The sequence below is a fragment of the Kosakonia arachidis genome, assembly GCF_900116535.1.
Lineage (GTDB): Bacteria > Pseudomonadota > Gammaproteobacteria > Enterobacterales > Enterobacteriaceae > Kosakonia > Kosakonia arachidis.
In genome coordinates, this window is sequence record NZ_FPAU01000001.1 from 789,709 (window position 1) to 807,344 (window position 17,636).

The window sequence follows — 17,636 nt, forward strand, 5'->3', positions numbered from 1 at the left end:
CCGCGCCCTGTTAACTGAACAGGAATCTCCATGTCTGTGCCGCAACTCTCGTTAACATCTGCCCGCCATCTACATCTCGCCGCGCAAGGTTTACTGCGTAAACCTGCCAGACGCGCCGTACCTTCCGATATCCTCTCTATGATTCAGCGCATGTCGCTGCTGCAAATCGACACTATCAATATTGTTGCCCGTAGCCCTTATCTGGTGCTGTTCAGCCGCCTTGGGCAGTATCCATCGCAGTGGCTTGACGACGCACTACGTCGTGGTGAACTGATGGAATATTGGGCTCATGAAGCCTGTTTCTTACCGCGTGATGATTTTGCCCTTGTACGCCACCGCATGCTGACACCTGACAAGATGGGCTGGAAGTACCGTAAAGAGTGGATGCAGGAGCATGCCGAAGAAATTGAGCAGCTTGTTGCCCATATTGAGAAAAATGGGCCGGTGCGCTCTGCCGATTTTGAGCATCCGCGTAAAGGCACCAGTGGCTGGTGGGAGTGGAAACCTCACAAGCGACATCTGGAGGGATTGTTTACGGCCGGGAAAGTGATGGTTATCGAACGCCGTAATTTCCAGCGCGTCTATGATCTCACGCAGCGGGTAATGCCACACTGGGATGATGAGCGAGACGTGCTGTCGCAGGAGGCAGCGGAGTACCGGATGTTGGAAAACAGCGCCCGTAGTCTCGGGGTGTTTCGTGCTCAGTGGCTGGCAGACTACTACCGTCTGCGTCAGCCAGCATTACCGTTACTACTGGAGCAGTTGCAGGATGCCGGGCAAATTTATCCGGTCAATGTTGAAACCCTGGGGCCATCCTGGCTGCATGCGTCACTATTGCCGCTACTGGCAGCGGCACAGAAAGACCAACTCACCGCCACGCACAGCGCAGTATTGTCACCGTTTGATCCGGTGGTTTGGGATCGCAAGCGGGCCGAGCAGTTTTTCGATTTCAGTTATCGTCTGGAGTGCTACACCCCGGCACCTAAGCGGCAGTTTGGCTATTTCGTGTTGCCGCTGCTTCACCGTGGGCGGCTGGTTGGGCGCATGGATGCCAAAATGCACCGCAAAGAGGGTGTACTGGAAGTGATTGCGCTCTATCTTGAGGACGGGGTTAAGCCTGGCTGTATGCTGGAAAAGGGGCTGCAAAACGCCATTACGGAATTCGCCCGTTGGCAGGGGGCCCGAAGGATCACGTTTGCGCGTCTGCCGGATGGGTTGTTTTCAGCCTGCCGAAGCGGGCTGGAAATAGACGCGGTGTAAGAAATGGATGTGATAAGCTTAACGCATTAATTGTCGGTGTCTCAGGAGGAAAGATGGATCACCGTTTGCTTGAAATTATTGCCTGTCCTGTGTGTAACGGCAAACTCTACTACAGCCAGGATAAGCAAGAGCTGATCTGTAAAATTGACAGTCTGGCCTACCCGGTGCGGGAAGGCATTCCGGTCTTGCTGGAAACTGAAGCGCGTTCGTTAACTGCGGAAGAGAGCCGGCCATGAGTTTCGTTGTTATTATTCCTGCGCGTTACGCCTCCACGCGTTTGCCGGGAAAACCTTTGGTGGATATCAACGGCAAACCGATGGTGGTGCACGTGCTGGAACGCGCGCGTGAATCTGGTGCCGATCGCATCATTGTGGCAACGGACAACGAAGAGGTGATGCGTGCGGTGCAGGCGGCTGGCGGTGAAGTCTGCATGACTCGCGCCGATCACCAGTCCGGAACTGAGCGTCTGGCCGAAGTCGTTGAAAAATGCGGCTTCAGCGACGATACGGTAATAGTTAATGTGCAGGGTGATGAGCCGATGATCCCGCCAGCGATTATTCGTCAGGTGGCCAGCAACCTCAGCATTCGCAATGTGGGTATGGCGACACTCGCCGTACCCATTCACAGCGCGGAAGAAGCGTTCAATCCCAACGCTGTTAAAGTGGTGATGGATGCTGAAGGTTATGCGCTGTACTTTTCTCGCGCTACGATCCCATGGGATCGGGACCGTTTTGCGCTTTCCCGTGAAACGATTGGTGACACCTTCCTGCGCCATATCGGCATTTATGGCTATCGGGCTGGTTTTATCCGCCGTTATGTCAGTTGGCAAACCAGTCCGCTGGAGCAGATCGAAATGCTGGAGCAGCTTCGTGTGCTCTGGTATGGCGAGAAGATCCACGTTGCTGTGGCAAGTGTTGTGCCGGGTACGGGTGTGGATACGCCAGACGATCTTGAGCGCGTTCGCCAGGCCCTGCGTTAAGCCTTTCATCCCCTCTGTCCGGAGGGGATTTTCCGTTTCCTGTCAAATTCCTGCGCTGTTTTGATCTTACCAGGGTGACATCCGTCCTGCAGGCGCTCATTATAAAAGCAGTCGTTTTTGTGAGGGCATTCTGCTATGGAACAACTGCGCGCTGAACTGAGCCATCTGCTGGGAGAAAAACTGAGTCGCATGGAGTGTGTCAGTGAAAAGCCTGATTCTGCTCTTTGGTCGCTGTATGATAGTCAGGGAAATCCGCTGCCGCTACTGGCCCGGAGTTTCTCTACGCCAGGCATTGCTCGTCAACTGGCCTGGAAGATCTCAATGCTGGCAAGAAACGGTGCCGTGCGGATGCCGGTGGTATACGGGGTGATGACGCATGAAGAACATCCCGGCCCTGATGTGTTGCTGATTGAGCGTCTGCGCGGCGTGCCAGTGGAAGCCCCGACGCGCACGCCAGAGCGCTGGGAACAGTTAAAGGACCAAATTGTTGAGGCGCTACTTGCCTGGCACCGTCAGGACAGCCACGGCTGCGTCGGTATGGTCGACAACACCCAAGAAAATGTCTGGCCGTCATGGTATCGCCAGCGCGTGGAAGTGCTGTGGACTACCCTCAATCAATATCAGAATACTGGCCTAACTATGCAGGATAAACGGCTGTTGTTTCGCACCCGCGAATGCCTGTCCGCGCTGTTTGACGGTTTCAATGATAATTGCGTGCTGGTGCACGGCAGCTTTAATTTGCGCAGTATGCTGAAGGATGCCCGCAGCGATCAACTGTTGGCGATGGTGGGGCCCGGCATTATGCTATGGGCGCCCCGTGAATATGAGCTGTTTCATCTCGTCGATGGGCCGCAGGCGGAAGGGCTGCTTTGGCGCTATTTACAACGCGCACCGGTGGCGGAATCCTTCCTCTGGCGGCGCTGGCTCTATCTGCTCTGGGACGAGGTGGCGCAACTGGTGAACACAGGCAGATTTAGCCGCGTCAATTTCGATCTCGCCTCGAAATCACTGCTTCCCTGGCTGGTCTGAACTGCCTTTCAGCCACTGCCAGATACGCCCCAACGTTTCATAGCCTACCCGGTCGCTGTGCATCAGCCAGACCGGGGAAGGAATAATGCGCTCCCACGGATTCAACGGCGACTCAATTGCCATCTGGTTTGCTGGCGCGGGGAGCGGATGCAGCCCTACATGCTGGAAGAAAATCATCGCCCGCGGCAAATGCGATGCGGAGGTCACCAGCAGAAATGGTGAATCGCCGATGGCTCGCTTCACCGCTGCCGCTTCTTCTTCCGTATCTTTTGGATCATTCAGCGTCATAATTTCGCTGCGCGGGACGCCAAGGCTTTCCGCCACGCGCGCGCCCGCTTCTGCAGTGCTGACTGGGTTGGTTTTCGCTGCCGCACCAGTAAAGATCAGTTTCGCGCCTGGATTGGCCCGCCAGAGGCGAATCCCTTCATTCAGGCGAGGCAGACTGTTATTAATCAGGTTTGAGCTGGGTGCCCAGGCATCATTCCAGGTGTAACCACCGCCAAGGACGACGATATACTTCACTGGCTGTGTGCCGCGCCACGTGGGATATTTCGCTTCGATAGGTTTTAGCAGACCATCCGCGACCGGTTGCAGGCTTAACAGCAGCAAAACCAGCCAGCCGAAAGTAATACATGTCTTACCCGTTTTCTGCCAGCGGCTGAACCAGACAAGCATAACCCCCAGCCCGATCACCAAAAGCAAAAAAGGCAGGGGAAGCATCATGCCCCCCAGGAATTTTTTTAGGCTGAAAAGCACAGGAACCGTCTCCTTTTTGAGCATACAGCAAGCGATTTCAGCCGATCTTACACCAGAAGGGTTCATTCTCGTCACGGCTGTGACAAAATAGTGGTTTTGCCAAAAGCGTGGGGCGTGCATGCAGGATCGTAACTTCGACGATATCGCGGAGAAATTCTCGCGCAACATCTACGGTACTACCAAAGGGCAGTTGCGCCAGGCGATCCTGTGGCAGGATCTTGATGCGCTGCTGGCAACGCATGGCACTGTTCCGTTGCGGGTTCTGGATGCTGGCGGAGGCGAAGGACAAACAGCGATTCGGATGGCACAGTTGGGCCACCACGTTACCCTGTGCGATGTGTCTAAAGAGATGATCGCGCGCGCGCAAATCGCAGCAGAGGCGAAAGGTGTGAGCGGTAACATGCATTTTGTACAATGCGCCGTTCAGGATGTGGCTGAGCATTTGGAATCGCCCGTTGATCTGATATTGTTCCATGCTGTGCTTGAATGGGTGGCAGAACCCCTATTTGCATTAGAAAAATTGTGGTCGATGCTGCGCCCGGGCGGCGTGTTGTCATTGATGTTTTATAATGCCGACGGTCTGCTAATGCACAATATGGTGGCAGGGAATTTCGACTATGTGAAAGCAGGTATGCCAAAACGTAAAAAACGCACCCTTTCCCCGGACTATCCGCGCAATCCTGCGGACGTTTACGGCTGGCTCGAACAGATTGGCTGGCACATTACCGGTAAAACCGGCGTACGGGTTTTTCACGATTACCTGCGTGAAAAACATCAACAGCACGACTGTTTTGACGCATTGCTCGAGCTTGAAACACGCTTTTGTCGTCAGGAGCCATATATCAGCCTTGGCCGCTATATTCACGTGACAGCGCTTAAGCCGCAAATCGATGGAAGGACAAACGATGAGTGAATTTTCCCAGACAGTCCCCGAACTGGTTGCCTGGGCCAGGAAGAATGATTTCTCTATCTCGCTGCCAGTCGACAGGCTCTCTTTTTTGCTGGCTATCGCCACGCTCAACGGCGAGCGTCTTGATGGTGAGATGAGCGAAGGCGAACTGGTTGACGCGTTTCGCCACGTCAGCGAGGCGTTTGAGCAAACCAGCGAAACCATCGTTCAGCGCGCCAATAACGCTATCAATGACATGGTGCGTCAGCGTTTGTTAAATCGCTTTACCAGTGAACTCGTGGAAGGCAATGCGATCTACCGCTTGACGCCGCTCGGCATCGGCATCACTGATTACTACATCCGCCAGCGTGAATTTTCCACACTGCGCCTCTCTATGCAGTTGTCGATTGTAGCAAGCGAGCTAAAACGCGCGGCTGACGCGGCGGAAGAGGGTGGCGACGAATTTCACTGGCATCGTAACGTCTTTGCACCGCTGAAATATTCGGTGGCGGAGATTTTCGACAGCATCGATTTGACCCAGCGCTTGATGGATGAACAGCAGCAGCAGGTGAAAGATGATATCGCCCAGTTGCTGAATAAAGACTGGCGGGCAGCCATCTCCAGTTGTGAATTTTTGCTGTCAGAAACCTCCGGTACACTGCGTGAGTTGCAGGATACGCTGGATGCCGCTGGGGACAAACTTCAGGCGAATCTGCTGAGCATCCAGGATTCCACCGTAGGCCGGGATGATCTGGAGTTCCTCGATCAGCTGGTGTTCAACCTGCAAAGTAAGCTGGATCGCATTGTAAGCTGGGGTCAGCAGTCGATCGACCTGTGGATCGGTTACGACCGCCACGTGCACAAATTTATCCGTACCGCTATCGATATGGATAAAAACCGCGTCTTCGCTCAGCGTCTGCGCCAGTCGGTGCAGTCTTATTTTGATGCGCCGTGGGCATTGACCTATGCCAATGCCGACAGGCTACTGGATATGCGCGATGAAGAGATGGCGCTACGCGATGAAGAGGTGACTGGCGAACTGCCGCCGGATCTGGAGTTCGAAGAGTTTAACGAAATCCGCGAACAGTTGGCGGCAATGATTGAGCAGCAACTGGCGATTTATAAAACCAAAGGTGTGCCGCTGGATCTTGGGCTGGTCACCCGCGAATATCTGACACAGTATCCGCGTGTCCGGCATTTCGACATCGCGCGTATTGTAGTCGATCAGGCGGTACGTCTTGGCGTAGCGCAAGCAGATTTCACCGGACTGCCGCCGAAATGGCAGCCGATTAATGATTACGGAGCCAAGGTACAGGCGCATGTCATCGACAAATATTGAACAAGTGATGCCGGTTAAACTGGCGCAGGCGCTGGCTAACCCATTGTTTCCGGCGCTTGACAGCGCATTGCGCTCAGGACGGCATATCGGGCTTGATGAGCTGGATAATCACGCCTTTTTGATGGACTTTCAGGAATATCTGGAAGAGTTTTACGCGCGTTATAACGTTGAACTGATCCGTGCGCCGGAGGGGTTCTTCTATCTTCGCCCGCGCTCCACCACGCTGATTCCGCGTTCGGTGCTTTCCGAGCTGGATATGATGGTGGGTAAAATTCTCTGCTACCTGTACCTGAGCCCGGAGCGTCTGGCAAATGAAGGGATCTTCACGCAACAGGAGTTGTACGATGAACTGCTGTCGCTGGCCGATGAACCGAAACTGTTGAAACTGGTCAACAACCGCTCAACCGGCTCCGATCTTGACCGGCAGAAGCTGCAGGAAAAGGTACGTTCCTCGCTTAACCGTCTGCGTCGCCTTGGCATGATCTGGTTTATGGGCAATGACAGCAGCAAATTTCGTATCACGGAATCGGTGTTCCGCTTTGGTGCAGATGTCCGCTCTGGCGACGATCCGCGCGAAGCGCAACTGCGTATGATCCGCGACGGTGAAGCCATGCCAGTCGAAAACCACTTGCAGCTCAATGATGAGCCTGAAGAAAATCAGCCGGATAGCTCGGAGGAAGAGTAATGATCGATCGTGGTAAATTTCGTTCGCTAACGCTGATTAACTGGAACGGTTTTTTCGCCCGCACCTTTGACCTGGATGAGCTGGTTACCACGCTTTCCGGGGGGAACGGCGCCGGGAAATCCACTACCATGGCGGCGTTTGTCACGGCGCTGATCCCCGATCTGACGCTGCTGCACTTCCGTAACACCACCGAAGCGGGCGCGACCTCCGGCTCTCGTGATAAAGGGCTGCACGGTAAACTGAAAGCTGGTGTCTGTTATTCGGTGCTGGACGTGATCAACTCCCGCCATCAGCGCGTACTGGTTGGGGTGCGTCTGCAACAGGTTGCCGGGCGCGATCGTAAAGTGGATATTAAACCTTTCGCCATTCAGGGCTTGCCGACTGCTGTATTGCCGACGCAGTTGCTGACCGAAACGCTGAACGAGCGTCAGGCGCGCGTGCTGTCGTTGCAGGAAGTGAAAGACAAACTGGACGCGATGGAAGGCGTACAGTTTAAGCAGTTCAACTCCATCACCGATTACCACGCGCTGATGTTCGATCTGGGTATCGTTGCGCGTCGTCTGCGTTCCGCATCGGATCGCAGCAAATTCTATCGTCTAATTGAAGCCTCGCTGTACGGCGGGATTTCCAGCGCCATTACCCGCTCGCTACGCGATTATCTGCTACCGGAAAATAGCGGGGTGCGTAAAGCGTTCCAGGATATGGAAGCGGCGCTGCGTGAAAACCGGATGACGCTTGAAGCGATTCGCGTGACCCAGTCGGATCGCGATCTGTTCAAACATTTGATCAGCGAAGCCACCAACTATGTGGCGGCGGATTACATGCGCCATGCCAATGAGCGGCGCGTGCATCTGGATAAAGCGCTGGAGTTTCGCCGTGATCTATTTACCTCGCGCCAGCAACTGGCAGCCGAGCAGTTTAAGCATGTCGATATGGCACGTGAACTGGCAGAACATACCGGTGCGGAAGGCGATCTGGAAGCCGATTACCAGGCGGCCAGCGATCACCTGAACCTGGTGCAAACGGCGCTGCGCCAGCAAGAAAAAATCGAACGCTACGAAGCGGATCTCGAAGAGTTACAGATTCGCCTCGAAGAACAGCACGAAGTGGTGGCAGAAGCCGCCGAGCGTCACGAAGAGAATGAAGCCCGCGCTGAGGCCGCCGAGCTGGAAGTGGATGAGTTGAAGAACCAGCTTGCCGATTACCAGCAGGCGCTGGATGTGCAGCAAACCCGCGCTATTCAGTACAACCAGGCATTGCAGGCGCTGGAGCGGGCAAAAGAGCTGTGTCGGTTACCGGATCTCACGTCGGAAAGTGCTAACGAATGGCTGGAAACTTTCCAGGCTAAAGAGCAGGAAGCGACCGAAAAACTGCTGTTGCTGGATCAGAAATTAAGCGTTGCTCAGACCGCGCACAGCCAGTTCGAGCAGGCTTACCAACTGGTGGCCGCCATCAACGGTCCGCTGGCGCGTAATGAAGCCTGGGAAGTGGCGCGCGAGTTGCTGCGCGATGGTGTAAACCAGCGCCATCTGGCTGAACAGGTGCAGCCGCTGCGCATGAGGCTGAATGAGCTGGAACAGCGTCTGCGTGAGCAGCAGGAAGCCGAACGTCTGTTCGCCGAGTTCTGCAAGCGTCAGGGCAAACAGTATGATGTCGAAGAGCTGGATAACCTGCATCAGGAGTTGGAGGCGCAAATCGCCGCGCTCTCCGATAACGTTGCTACTGCTGGCGAACAGCGTCTTACGCTGCGCCAGGAACTGGAACAACTGCAATCGCGCATTCAGACGCTGACAAAACGCGCGCCGGTATGGCTGGCGGCGCAGAGTAGCCTGACGCAACTGAGCGAGCAGAGCGGCGAAGCGTTCGAATCTGGCCAGCAAGTGACGGAATACCTGCAACAATTGCTGGAGCGTGAGCGCGAAGCGATCGTTGAGCGTGATGAGGTTGGCGCGAGTAAACGTGCTGTCGATGATGAAATTGAACGCTTAAGTCAACCTGGTGGTGCGGAAGATGCTCGTCTGAACGCGCTGGCGGAACGCTTTGGCGGCGTGCTGCTGTCGGAAATTTATGACGATGTCAGCATCGACGATGCGCCCTATTATTCAGCGCTGTATGGCCCGTCGCGTCACGCCATCGTAGTTCCTGATTTGTCGCAGGTGGCGGAGATGCTGGAAGGGCTGGAAGATTGCCCGGAAGATCTCTATCTAATCGAAGGGGATCCGCAATCCTTTGACGATAGCGTGTTCGCCGTCGACGAGCTGGAAAAAGCGGTGGTGGTGAAAATCGCCGATCGCCAGTGGCGTTATTCGCGTTTCCCATCGCTGCCGCTGTTTGGCCGTGCGGCGCGCGAAAGCCGAATTGAAAGCCTGCACGCCGAGCGTGAAGCCCTGGCCGAGCGTTTTGCGACGCTTTCTTTCGATGTGCAAAAAACGCAGCGTCTGCATCAGGCATTCAGCCGCTTTATCGGCAGCCATCTGGCTGTTGCATTTGAGGACGATCCGGAAGCAGAAATCCGTACGCTCAACAGCCGCCGCGGCGAGCTGGAACGTGCTATCAGCAATCATGAAAACGACAACCAGCAAAACCGTGTGCAGTTTGAACAGGCGAAAGAGGGCGTTGCTCAGCTTAACCGCCTGCTGCCGCGCGTGAGTTTGCTGGCTGACGATACGCTGGCCGATCGCGTTGATGAAATACAGGAACGCCTGGACGAAGCGCAGGAAGCCGCGCGTTTTATTCAGCAGTTTGGCAACCAACTGGCAAAACTGGAGCCGGTTGTTTCTGTACTGCAAAGTGACCCAGAACAGTTTGAGCAGTTAAAAGCCGACTATGCCACATCCCAGCAGGTACAACGCGATGCTCGGCAGCAAGCGTTTGCGCTGGCGGAAGTGGTACAGCGCCGCGCACACTTCAGCTACGCCGATTCGGCTGAAATGTTCAACGGCAATAACGATCTGAACGAGAAGTTGCGTCAGCGTCTGGAGCTGGCGGAAACTGAACGTACCCGGGCGCGTGAAGCAATGCGCAGCCATGCCGCGCAGTTCAGCCAGTACAACCAGGTTCTGGCCTCGCTGAAAAGTTCGTTTGATACCAAAAAAGAGCTGCTTAACGATCTGCAAAAAGAGCTACAGGAGATCGGTGTCCGCGCTGATGGCGGCGCGGAAGAGCGGGCACGCATTCGTCGTGATGAACTGCATGCGCAACTCTCCACGAACCGTGCGCGTCGCAATCAACTGGAAAAAGCGCTCACCTTCTGTGAAGCGGAGATGGATAACCTGACCCGCAAACTGCGTCGCCTGGAGCGCGATTATCACGAAATGCGGGAGCAGGTGGTAACGGCAAAAGCGGGCTGGTGTGCGGTAATGCGGATGGTGAAAGACAATGGTGTTGAGCGCCGTTTACACCGTCGCGAGCTGGCCTATCTTTCGGCTGACGAACTGCGATCCATGTCGGATAAAGCGCTGGGTGCGCTGCGTCTGGCTGTAGCGGATAACGAACACCTGCGCGATGTGTTGCGTATGTCGGAAGATCCGAAGCGCCCGGAACGGAAGATCCAGTTCTTTGTGGCGGTGTATCAGCATCTGCGCGAACGTATCCGTCAGGATATTATTCGCACTGACGATCCGGTGGAAGCGATCGAACAAATGGAGATCGAGCTGAGCCGTCTGACGGAAGAACTGACCTCGCGCGAGCAGAAATTGGCTATTAGCTCCCGCAGCGTAGCGAACATCATCCGCAAAACCATTCAGCGTGAGCAGAACCGTATTCGCATGCTGAACCAGGGGCTGCAAAGCGTTTCGTTTGGTCAGGTCAATAGCGTGCGGCTGAACGTGAACGTGCGGGAAACCCACGCGACGCTGCTGACGGTGCTTTCTGAACAACATGAGCAGCATCAGGATCTGTTTAACAGTAACCGCCTGACCTTCTCAGAAGCGCTGGCGAAACTTTATCAGCGTCTGAACCCGCAAATCGACATGGGCCAGCGGACGCCGCAAACCATCGGCGAAGAGTTGCTCGACTACCGCAACTATCTGGAGATGGAAGTGGAAGTTAACCGTGGTTCCGATGGCTGGCTGCGCGCGGAATCGGGTGCGCTGTCGACCGGTGAAGCGATCGGTACCGGGATGTCGATTCTGGTGATGGTGGTGCAGAGCTGGGAAGACGAAGCCCGTCGTCTGCGTGGCAAGGACATTTCGCCGTGTCGCCTGCTGTTCCTCGACGAAGCAGCGCGTCTTGATGCTCGCTCCATCGCTACGCTGTTTGAGTTGTGCGAGCGTTTGCAGATGCAGCTGATCATCGCAGCACCGGAAAATATCAGTCCGGAAAAAGGCACCACCTATAAACTGGTGCGTAAAGTCTTCCAGAATCATGAGCATGTACACGTCGTGGGGCTGCGCGGTTTTGCTGCTCAACTGCCGGAAACGCTCCCTGGTACGGCGGATGCCTCTTAACGGCAGGGCAGATTACAAAGGCGACAGAGGTGTCGCCTTTTTTATTGCAGAAAGGGCCGCTGCGGTCTGTGCTTCATCTTTAAATTTCTTTACATTAGGTCAGGCAAATGCTTTTTTGTCTTTATATACTGAGAAAAGGTGACGCACAGGTCACGAGCAATGTAAGAGAAACAGGGGGCAAGGGATGTTGCTTAAGAAGTTAAATGGTCGTCGGGTGTCAGCGCTGAGTTTGTGTCTGGCACTGGCATTTGCTCCACTGTTCAGCGTGAAGGCCGATGAGCCTGAAATCGTGCCGGTTGATAGTTCCGCCACGCCGGGTGATCAGCCTACAGTGTTACCGCAGCCACAGGCGCAATCGCCTGCTACCGCCATGTTAATCGGCGTTAAGCCTTATCCTGCCGGTGTTTCTGTGGCAGATGTTCGCGCACAATTGCAGTCGCAATTGCCCGCCAACTGGACGCCCGTCTATATGAATCAACTGGCGGCCCTGTACGCGGCGCGCGGCCAGAAACCCATGTGGGATAACCGCGATGCGGTGCAGGCGTTTCAACAGCAACTGGCTGAAGTAGCGATTGCCGGTTTCCAGCCGCAATTCACCACCTGGGTTGAGCTGTTAACCGACCCGGGTGTTTCCGGTATGGCGCGTGATGTGGTGCTCTCTGACGCCATGTTGGGCTATCTGCATTTTGTTTCCGGTATTCAGGCGAAAGGCCAGCGCTGGCTTTATAGCGACAAACCCTATGCGCTGGCAACACCTGCGATTTCAGTGATCAATCAGTGGCAACTGGCGCTGGATAACGGTTCGCTGCCGTCATTCATTCAAAACCTTGCACCACACCATCCGCAATATGCCGCTATGCATCAGTCATTGCTGACGCTGGTCGGGGATTCTCGCCCGTGGCCACAAATGGTGAGTAACGTCACGCTGCGACCAGGGCAGTGGAGCAACGATGTTCCGGCGTTGCGCGAGATCCTGCAGCGTACCGGCATGCTGGAGGGCGGGCCGAACATCGTGCTACCTGGCGATCGGGTCGCAGTCAGCACCTCTGCGGCGTCGACCAGGAAAAAAGTACCGACGCGTGCAGCTTACGATCGGCAACTGGTTGAGGCAGTAAAGCGCTTTCAGGCCTGGCAGGGGCTACATGCCGATGGTGTTATTGGCCAGGGTACGCATGACTGGCTGAATGTCAGTCCGTCGCAGCGTGCTGCCTTGTTGGCGCTCAATATCCAACGGCTCCGCCTGCTGCCAGCGACACTTTCCACCGGCATCATGGTAAATATTCCGGAGTACTCGCTGGTTTATTATCTCAACGGCAGCCAGGTGCTGGCATCAAGGGTAATTGTAGGACGCCCCGATCGCAAAACGCCGATGATGAGTAGTGCGCTGAACAATGTGGTGGTCAATCCGCCGTGGAACGTACCACCAACGCTGGCGCGTCAGGATATTCTTCCGAAAGTACTGAACGATCCGACGTACCTTGAACGCCACGGTTATACTGTGCTGCGCGGCTGGAATAGCAAAGAGGCGATCAATCCGTCAATGGTTGATTGGGCGACAATTACGCCGTCGAATTTACCGTTCCGTTTCCAGCAGGCGCCGGGTGTACAGAACTCTCTTGGCCGTTACAAATTTAATATGCCAAGTTCTGATGCCATCTATTTGCATGACACACCGAACCATAACTTGTTTCAGAAAGAGACACGGGCGCTGAGTTCGGGCTGTGTGCGAGTGAATAAGGCCTCTGAACTGGCAAATATGTTGTTGCAGGATGCCGGATGGAACGATACGCGTATCTCCGATGCTTTAAAGCAGGGAGATACCCGCTACGTAAATATTCGTCACAACATCCCCGTCAATCTCTACTATCTGACCGCATTTGTGGGGGCCGATGGTCGCACGCAGTATCGTACAGATATTTACAATTACGATCTTACTGCACGATCGGGCGCACAAATTTTGCCAAAAGCTGAACAATTAATCAGATAAATGAAGCAGTTTGGCAGATAGCATTGTCGTAATAACTGGCAATAAATGGGCTTTGTAGGCTACAAAGCCCGTCGTTGCTGGGGGGAGGCTGCCTTGACGCGGCGTTTGTAGCCCGGTAAGGTGCCTTTCGTGCGCTAAAGAAGTGCATAAATTACGTTTAACTTTGCTTATCTATAGAATTTATTATCATGGATAAATTTGACGCTAATCGCCGCAAACTGCTGGCGTTGGGTGGGGTTGCTCTTGGCGCCGCCATGTTACCAACACAGGCGTTTGCTACCCTTTCCACGCCACGACCGCGTATTCTGACGCTGAACAATCTGAATACCGGAGAGTCTATTAAAGCCGAGTTCTTTGATGGCAGAGGCTATATTCAGGATGAATTAGCAAAACTGAATCATTTTTTCCGTGATTACCGCGCGAATAAAATTAAAACCATCGATCCTCAGCTGTTTGATCACATCTTTCGCCTGCAGGTGCTGCTGGGAACACGCAAGCCTGTGCAACTGATTTCAGGGTATCGTTCAGTCGATACGAACAATGAACTTCGCGCGCATAGCCGTGGCGTGGCGAAACAGAGTTATCACACCAAAGGCCAGGCCATGGATTTCCATATTGAAGGGATTTCTCTGAGTAATATTCGCAAAGCAGCGTTATCTCTGCGCGCGGGTGGTGTAGGATACTACCCCAGCAGCAACTTTGTGCATATTGATACCGGGCCAGTACGGCACTGGTAAACCTCAGGCCTGAGCTACAGGAGCAGTATGAACTATCGTATTATTCCGGTTACCGCGTTCTCCCAGAATTGTTCACTTGTCTGGTGTGAACAGACTCAACTTGCCGCCGTGGTCGATCCTGGCGGTGATGCGCAGCGTATTATCGCCGAGGTGGATGCTTCCGGCGTGACGTTGACGCAAGTTCTGCTCACGCATGGTCATCTTGATCATGTGGGGGCGGCAGCCGAAGTGGCACAGCATTACGGTGTGCCGATTATTGGCCCGGAAAAAAATGATGAGTTCTGGTTACAAGGGCTGCCTGCCCAAAGCCGGATGTTTGGTCTGGATGATTGCCCGCCGCTGACGCCCGATCGCTGGTTAAATGAAGGCGATACGGTTACCGTCGGTAAGGTGACATTACAGGTATTGCATTGCCCGGGTCATACGCCGGGACATGTGGTGTTTTTTGATGCCCAGTCGCGTTTGCTGGTTTCCGGCGATGTGATCTTTAAAGGCGGCGTTGGGCGCAGCGATTTCCCGCAGGGGAATCATGCGCAGTTGATTGATTCAATCAAACGTAAATTGCTGCCTCTCGGTGATGACATCACCTTTATTCCTGGTCATGGACCAATGTCAACGCTGGGCAATGAACGGTTGCACAACCCGTTCCTGCAGGATGAATTACCGGTGTGGTGAATAAAAAAGGGTCGCTTCGGCGACCCTTTCTGCATGCGTTACATTTTACAGCACGGCGACAATCGCTTCGCACAGCGGCGACATATTATCCGGCGTCATACCTGCGACATTAATACGCCCGGAAGCGACAGCATAAATGCCAAACTCTTCGCGCAGACGCAGGACCTGCTCTTTGGTCAGACCGCTGAACGAAAACATACCGTTCTGACGGGTAATAAAGCCAAAGTCGCGATTAGCGCCTTTCTCCTGCAGCGTATTCACGAACAGCAGACGCATACGCTGAATACGTTGGCGCATATCGGTCAGCTCCTGCTCCCAGATCGCGCGTAACGCGTCATTACTGAGAATGGTAGCCACTACAGAGGCGCCGTGCGCCGGTGGGTTAGAGTAGTTGGCACGGATCACGGCTTTCATCTGGCTGAAGGCGCGATCGGCACTTTCTGCGTCTGCAGTCACCAGCGTACAGGCACCCACGCGTTCGTTATACAGACCGAAGTTTTTCGAGAACGAGCTGGCGACCAGCAATTCTTTATGCAGCGCCGCAAAAGCACGCAGGCCTTCTGCATCCTCTTCCAGACCGCGAGCAAAACCCTGATAGGCGAAGTCGAACAGCGGAAGCCAGCCTTTCTCTACGGAGAGCTTCGCCAGTGCTTCCCACTGTTCCAGCGTCGGATCGATACCGGTTGGATTATGGCAGCAGCCATGGAACAGCACCACATCACCCGCCTGCGCGCTATTAAGGCTTGCCAGCATGCCGTCGAAGTCCAGTGCGTGGTTCTGCGCATCATAATAGTTGTATTCGCAGACTTCGAGGCCAGCGGAGTTAAAGACGCCTTTATGGTTTGGCCAGCTTGGATTACTTACCCAGACGCGCTTAACGGCGGTGTTTTTGGCAAGGAAATCCGCTGCGACGCGCAGACCGCCAGTACCACCTGGTGTCTGTGCAGTGCGTGCACGTTTGTCGTTGATAATCGCGCTGCCTTTGCCGAACAGCAGTTCCTGGGTGCAACGACCAAACTCAGGAATACCATCAATGCCGAGGTAATTCTTGGTGGTTTCGTTTTCCAGCAGGTACTGTTCTGCTTTCTTCACGCTGGTTAATACCGGGGTCTTGCCGGTTTCATCTTTGTAGACACCGATGCCCAGGTTAATTTTATTAGGGCGTTCATCGGCGCGAAACAGATCGGCCAGACCCAGAATGGGGTCGGCAGGGGCAGCGGTTATATTCTCAAACATGACGAGGTTCCATTTTGATGACAGAAGGGAAGTCCGCTATCAGGGTAACGGCTGACGCACGAATTGCCAACCGTTTGCGATAAAAAGCGCGAGGCTTTTTAAAAGTCGTCGGTATTTTGGTTTCAGGCATAAAAAAACAGGGCCAAAGGCCCTGTTTGATATGCATATAACAGTCGAGGGGTGACTCTGATTAGAACTGGTAAACGATACCCACTGCAACGGTGTCGTCAGCGCCTACGCCCAGTTTGTTGTTTTTATCAATCTGGTTGATGATGTAATCAACATAGGTAGACATGTTTTTGTTGAAGTAGTAAGTCGCGCCCACTTCAACGTAGTTGATGAAGTCTTCGCTACCAATGCCTTCAACATCTTTCGCTTTAGATTTGTAGTAAGCGACGGACGGACGCAGACCAAAATCGAACTGGTACTGTGCTACAACAGAGAAGTCCTGAGTTTTGTTCGCAAAACCATTAGTAATGCGGGTCGCGTTGTGGGTTTCACCGTACAGCGCTGCCAAATAGATATTGTTAGCATCGTATTTCAGGCCAGTAGCCCATTGCTCAGCTTTGTCACCGTGGCCACGAGCCAGCAGTTGCTGTGCATTGGTACGGTCTGCCGCGCCGTAAGCACCAACAATGCCGAAGCCATCGATGGTATAGCTTAAAGAAGAAGCCCAACCGTCGCCGTTGGAACGAGTTGCGTCAGAACGCTCGTTTTTGCCCAAGTACTGAACGCCGAAGTTCAGACCGTCAACCAGACCGAAGAAGTTGTTGTTACGGTAAGTTGCCAGACCACCGTTACGGCTAGAGAAGAAGTTGTCGCTGTTGGCGGTATCACCACCGAACTCTGGCAGCATATCGGTTACACCGATTGCATCGTATACCAGACCGTAGTTACGACCGTAGTCGAAAGAACCGAAATCGCCAGCTTTCAGACCAGCAAACGCCAGACGGGTTTTGTTGTTAGTCTGCGCGTCAGTACCACCTTCGGAGTTGTTGCCAGCGAAGTTGTATTCCCACTGGCCGTAACCGGTCAGTTGGTCGTTGATTTTAGTTTCGCCTTTGAAGCCCAGACGAGCATAAGTCTGGTCGCCGTTGGCTGCGTAGCTGTTGGCACCGTTGTCTTTAGAGAAGTAGTGCAGACCTACAGCTTTACCGTAGATATCAACTTTGTTGCCGTCTTTGTTATAGACTTCTGCAGCGTTAGCTGCACCCGCTACCAGCAGGGCAGGGATAACCACTGCCAGGATATTGCGCTTCATCATTATTTATTACCCTCATTGGTTTTTTATGAACACCTGCCACTGCCGCCAATAAATCCGTCAAAAAAAATTTACGGAACTATTGATGAGAGTTTGGTGTCTTTCTGTGTCTGAGAGGCATCTTTCCAAACATATAATCGTTTCGCTACTCTGAAAGTGCTACAAATGTCTTAAAAAAGTAACAAAAAGAAATATTGTGTAAAAAAGTATTAATTTAAGGGAACTTTGTGAACCATCTCAAAGTTCAGCACCAACCGCTGATAAAAGCAGCGCTCTCATTCCTATTTATATGAATTACTTATATTTAATTGAGCTAATGAGTTTTACTGCCCCGGAACCGTTCTCATCTGTCTTT

At 53.8% G+C, this 17,636-nt stretch carries 14 protein-coding genes; 11 read left to right on the plus strand and 3 right to left on the minus strand.

Annotated features, from left to right (window positions below; translation table 11 throughout):
- The first annotated feature begins 30 nt into the window (after positions 1-30).
- From BM427_RS03810 to BM427_RS03825, 4 genes are all read left to right on the plus strand, one after another.
- Complete coding sequence (locus tag BM427_RS03810) at positions 31-1,260, plus strand: winged helix-turn-helix domain-containing protein (RefSeq protein WP_090119349.1); 1,230 nt, start codon at positions 31-33, stop codon at positions 1,258-1,260.
- A 53-nt stretch (positions 1,261-1,313) separates the two neighbouring features.
- Complete coding sequence (gene ycaR, locus BM427_RS03815) at positions 1,314-1,496, plus strand: protein YcaR (protein ID WP_007374147.1); 183 nt, start codon at positions 1,314-1,316, stop codon at positions 1,494-1,496.
- Positions 1,493-2,239, plus strand: a complete 747-nt coding sequence (gene kdsB, locus BM427_RS03820; RefSeq protein WP_090119351.1) for a 3-deoxy-manno-octulosonate cytidylyltransferase — start codon at positions 1,493-1,495, stop codon at positions 2,237-2,239. The genes ycaR and kdsB overlap by 4 nt, the downstream gene beginning before the upstream one ends.
- Positions 2,240-2,374: 135 nt before the next feature.
- Positions 2,375-3,268 (plus strand): YcbJ family phosphotransferase, encoded by an 894-nt coding sequence (locus tag BM427_RS03825; protein WP_090119353.1) that lies wholly within the window; start codon positions 2,375-2,377, stop codon positions 3,266-3,268.
- Here BM427_RS03825 and elyC read toward each other — a convergent pair.
- Positions 3,245-4,024, minus strand: a complete 780-nt coding sequence (gene elyC / locus BM427_RS03830) for an envelope biogenesis factor ElyC (RefSeq protein ID WP_090119355.1) — start codon at positions 4,022-4,024, stop codon at positions 3,245-3,247. The two genes, BM427_RS03825 and elyC, sit on opposite strands and share 24 nt — an antisense overlap.
- Before the next feature lie 118 nt (positions 4,025-4,142).
- On the opposite strand from elyC, the gene cmoM reads away from it, so the two are divergent.
- The 7 genes from cmoM to BM427_RS03870 all read left to right on the plus strand — a co-directional run bounded on the left by cmoM (position 4,143) and on the right by BM427_RS03870 (position 14,784).
- Positions 4,143-4,937 (plus strand): tRNA uridine 5-oxyacetic acid(34) methyltransferase CmoM, encoded by a 795-nt coding sequence (cmoM, locus tag BM427_RS03835; RefSeq protein WP_090119357.1) that lies wholly within the window; start codon positions 4,143-4,145, stop codon positions 4,935-4,937.
- Entirely contained in the window at positions 4,930-6,252 is a 1,323-nt protein-coding gene (gene mukF, locus BM427_RS03840) for a chromosome partition protein MukF (RefSeq protein ID WP_090119359.1), read from the plus strand. The genes cmoM and mukF overlap by 8 nt, the downstream gene beginning before the upstream one ends.
- Positions 6,233-6,937 carry a chromosome partition protein MukE gene (gene mukE, locus BM427_RS03845; protein WP_043954037.1) on the plus strand — a complete coding sequence of 235 codons (705 nt, stop codon included), beginning with the start codon at positions 6,233-6,235 and terminating at the stop codon, positions 6,935-6,937. Before mukF ends, mukE begins: the two co-directional genes overlap by 20 nt.
- Positions 6,937-11,385 (plus strand): chromosome partition protein MukB, encoded by a 4,449-nt coding sequence (gene mukB / locus BM427_RS03850; protein ID WP_090119362.1) that lies wholly within the window; start codon positions 6,937-6,939, stop codon positions 11,383-11,385. The genes mukE and mukB overlap by 1 nt, the downstream gene beginning before the upstream one ends.
- A 184-nt stretch (positions 11,386-11,569) precedes the next feature.
- A complete protein-coding gene (gene ldtD, locus BM427_RS03855) occupies positions 11,570-13,372 on the plus strand; it encodes a L,D-transpeptidase (protein ID WP_090119364.1) in 1,803 nt (600 codons plus the stop codon).
- A gap of 188 nt (positions 13,373-13,560) precedes the next feature.
- Positions 13,561-14,109: a peptidoglycan L,D-endopeptidase MepK gene (gene mepK, locus BM427_RS03865; RefSeq protein WP_090119366.1), complete on the plus strand. Its 549-nt coding sequence runs from the start codon at positions 13,561-13,563 to the stop codon at positions 14,107-14,109.
- Between the two features lie 27 nt (positions 14,110-14,136).
- Positions 14,137-14,784 carry an MBL fold metallo-hydrolase gene (locus BM427_RS03870; protein ID WP_090119369.1) on the plus strand — a complete coding sequence of 216 codons (648 nt, stop codon included), beginning with the start codon at positions 14,137-14,139 and terminating at the stop codon, positions 14,782-14,784.
- A gap of 45 nt (positions 14,785-14,829) precedes the next feature.
- Here BM427_RS03870 and BM427_RS03875 read toward each other — a convergent pair whose 3' ends face one another.
- Positions 14,830-16,020, minus strand: coding sequence for an amino acid aminotransferase (locus BM427_RS03875; protein ID WP_090119370.1), 1,191 nt, complete (start codon positions 16,018-16,020; stop codon positions 14,830-14,832).
- 190 nt (positions 16,021-16,210) lie between these two features.
- Positions 16,211-17,284 (minus strand): porin OmpF, encoded by a 1,074-nt coding sequence (ompF, locus tag BM427_RS03880; RefSeq protein WP_090119372.1) that lies wholly within the window; start codon positions 17,282-17,284, stop codon positions 16,211-16,213.
- Positions 17,285-17,636 lie beyond the last annotated feature (352 nt).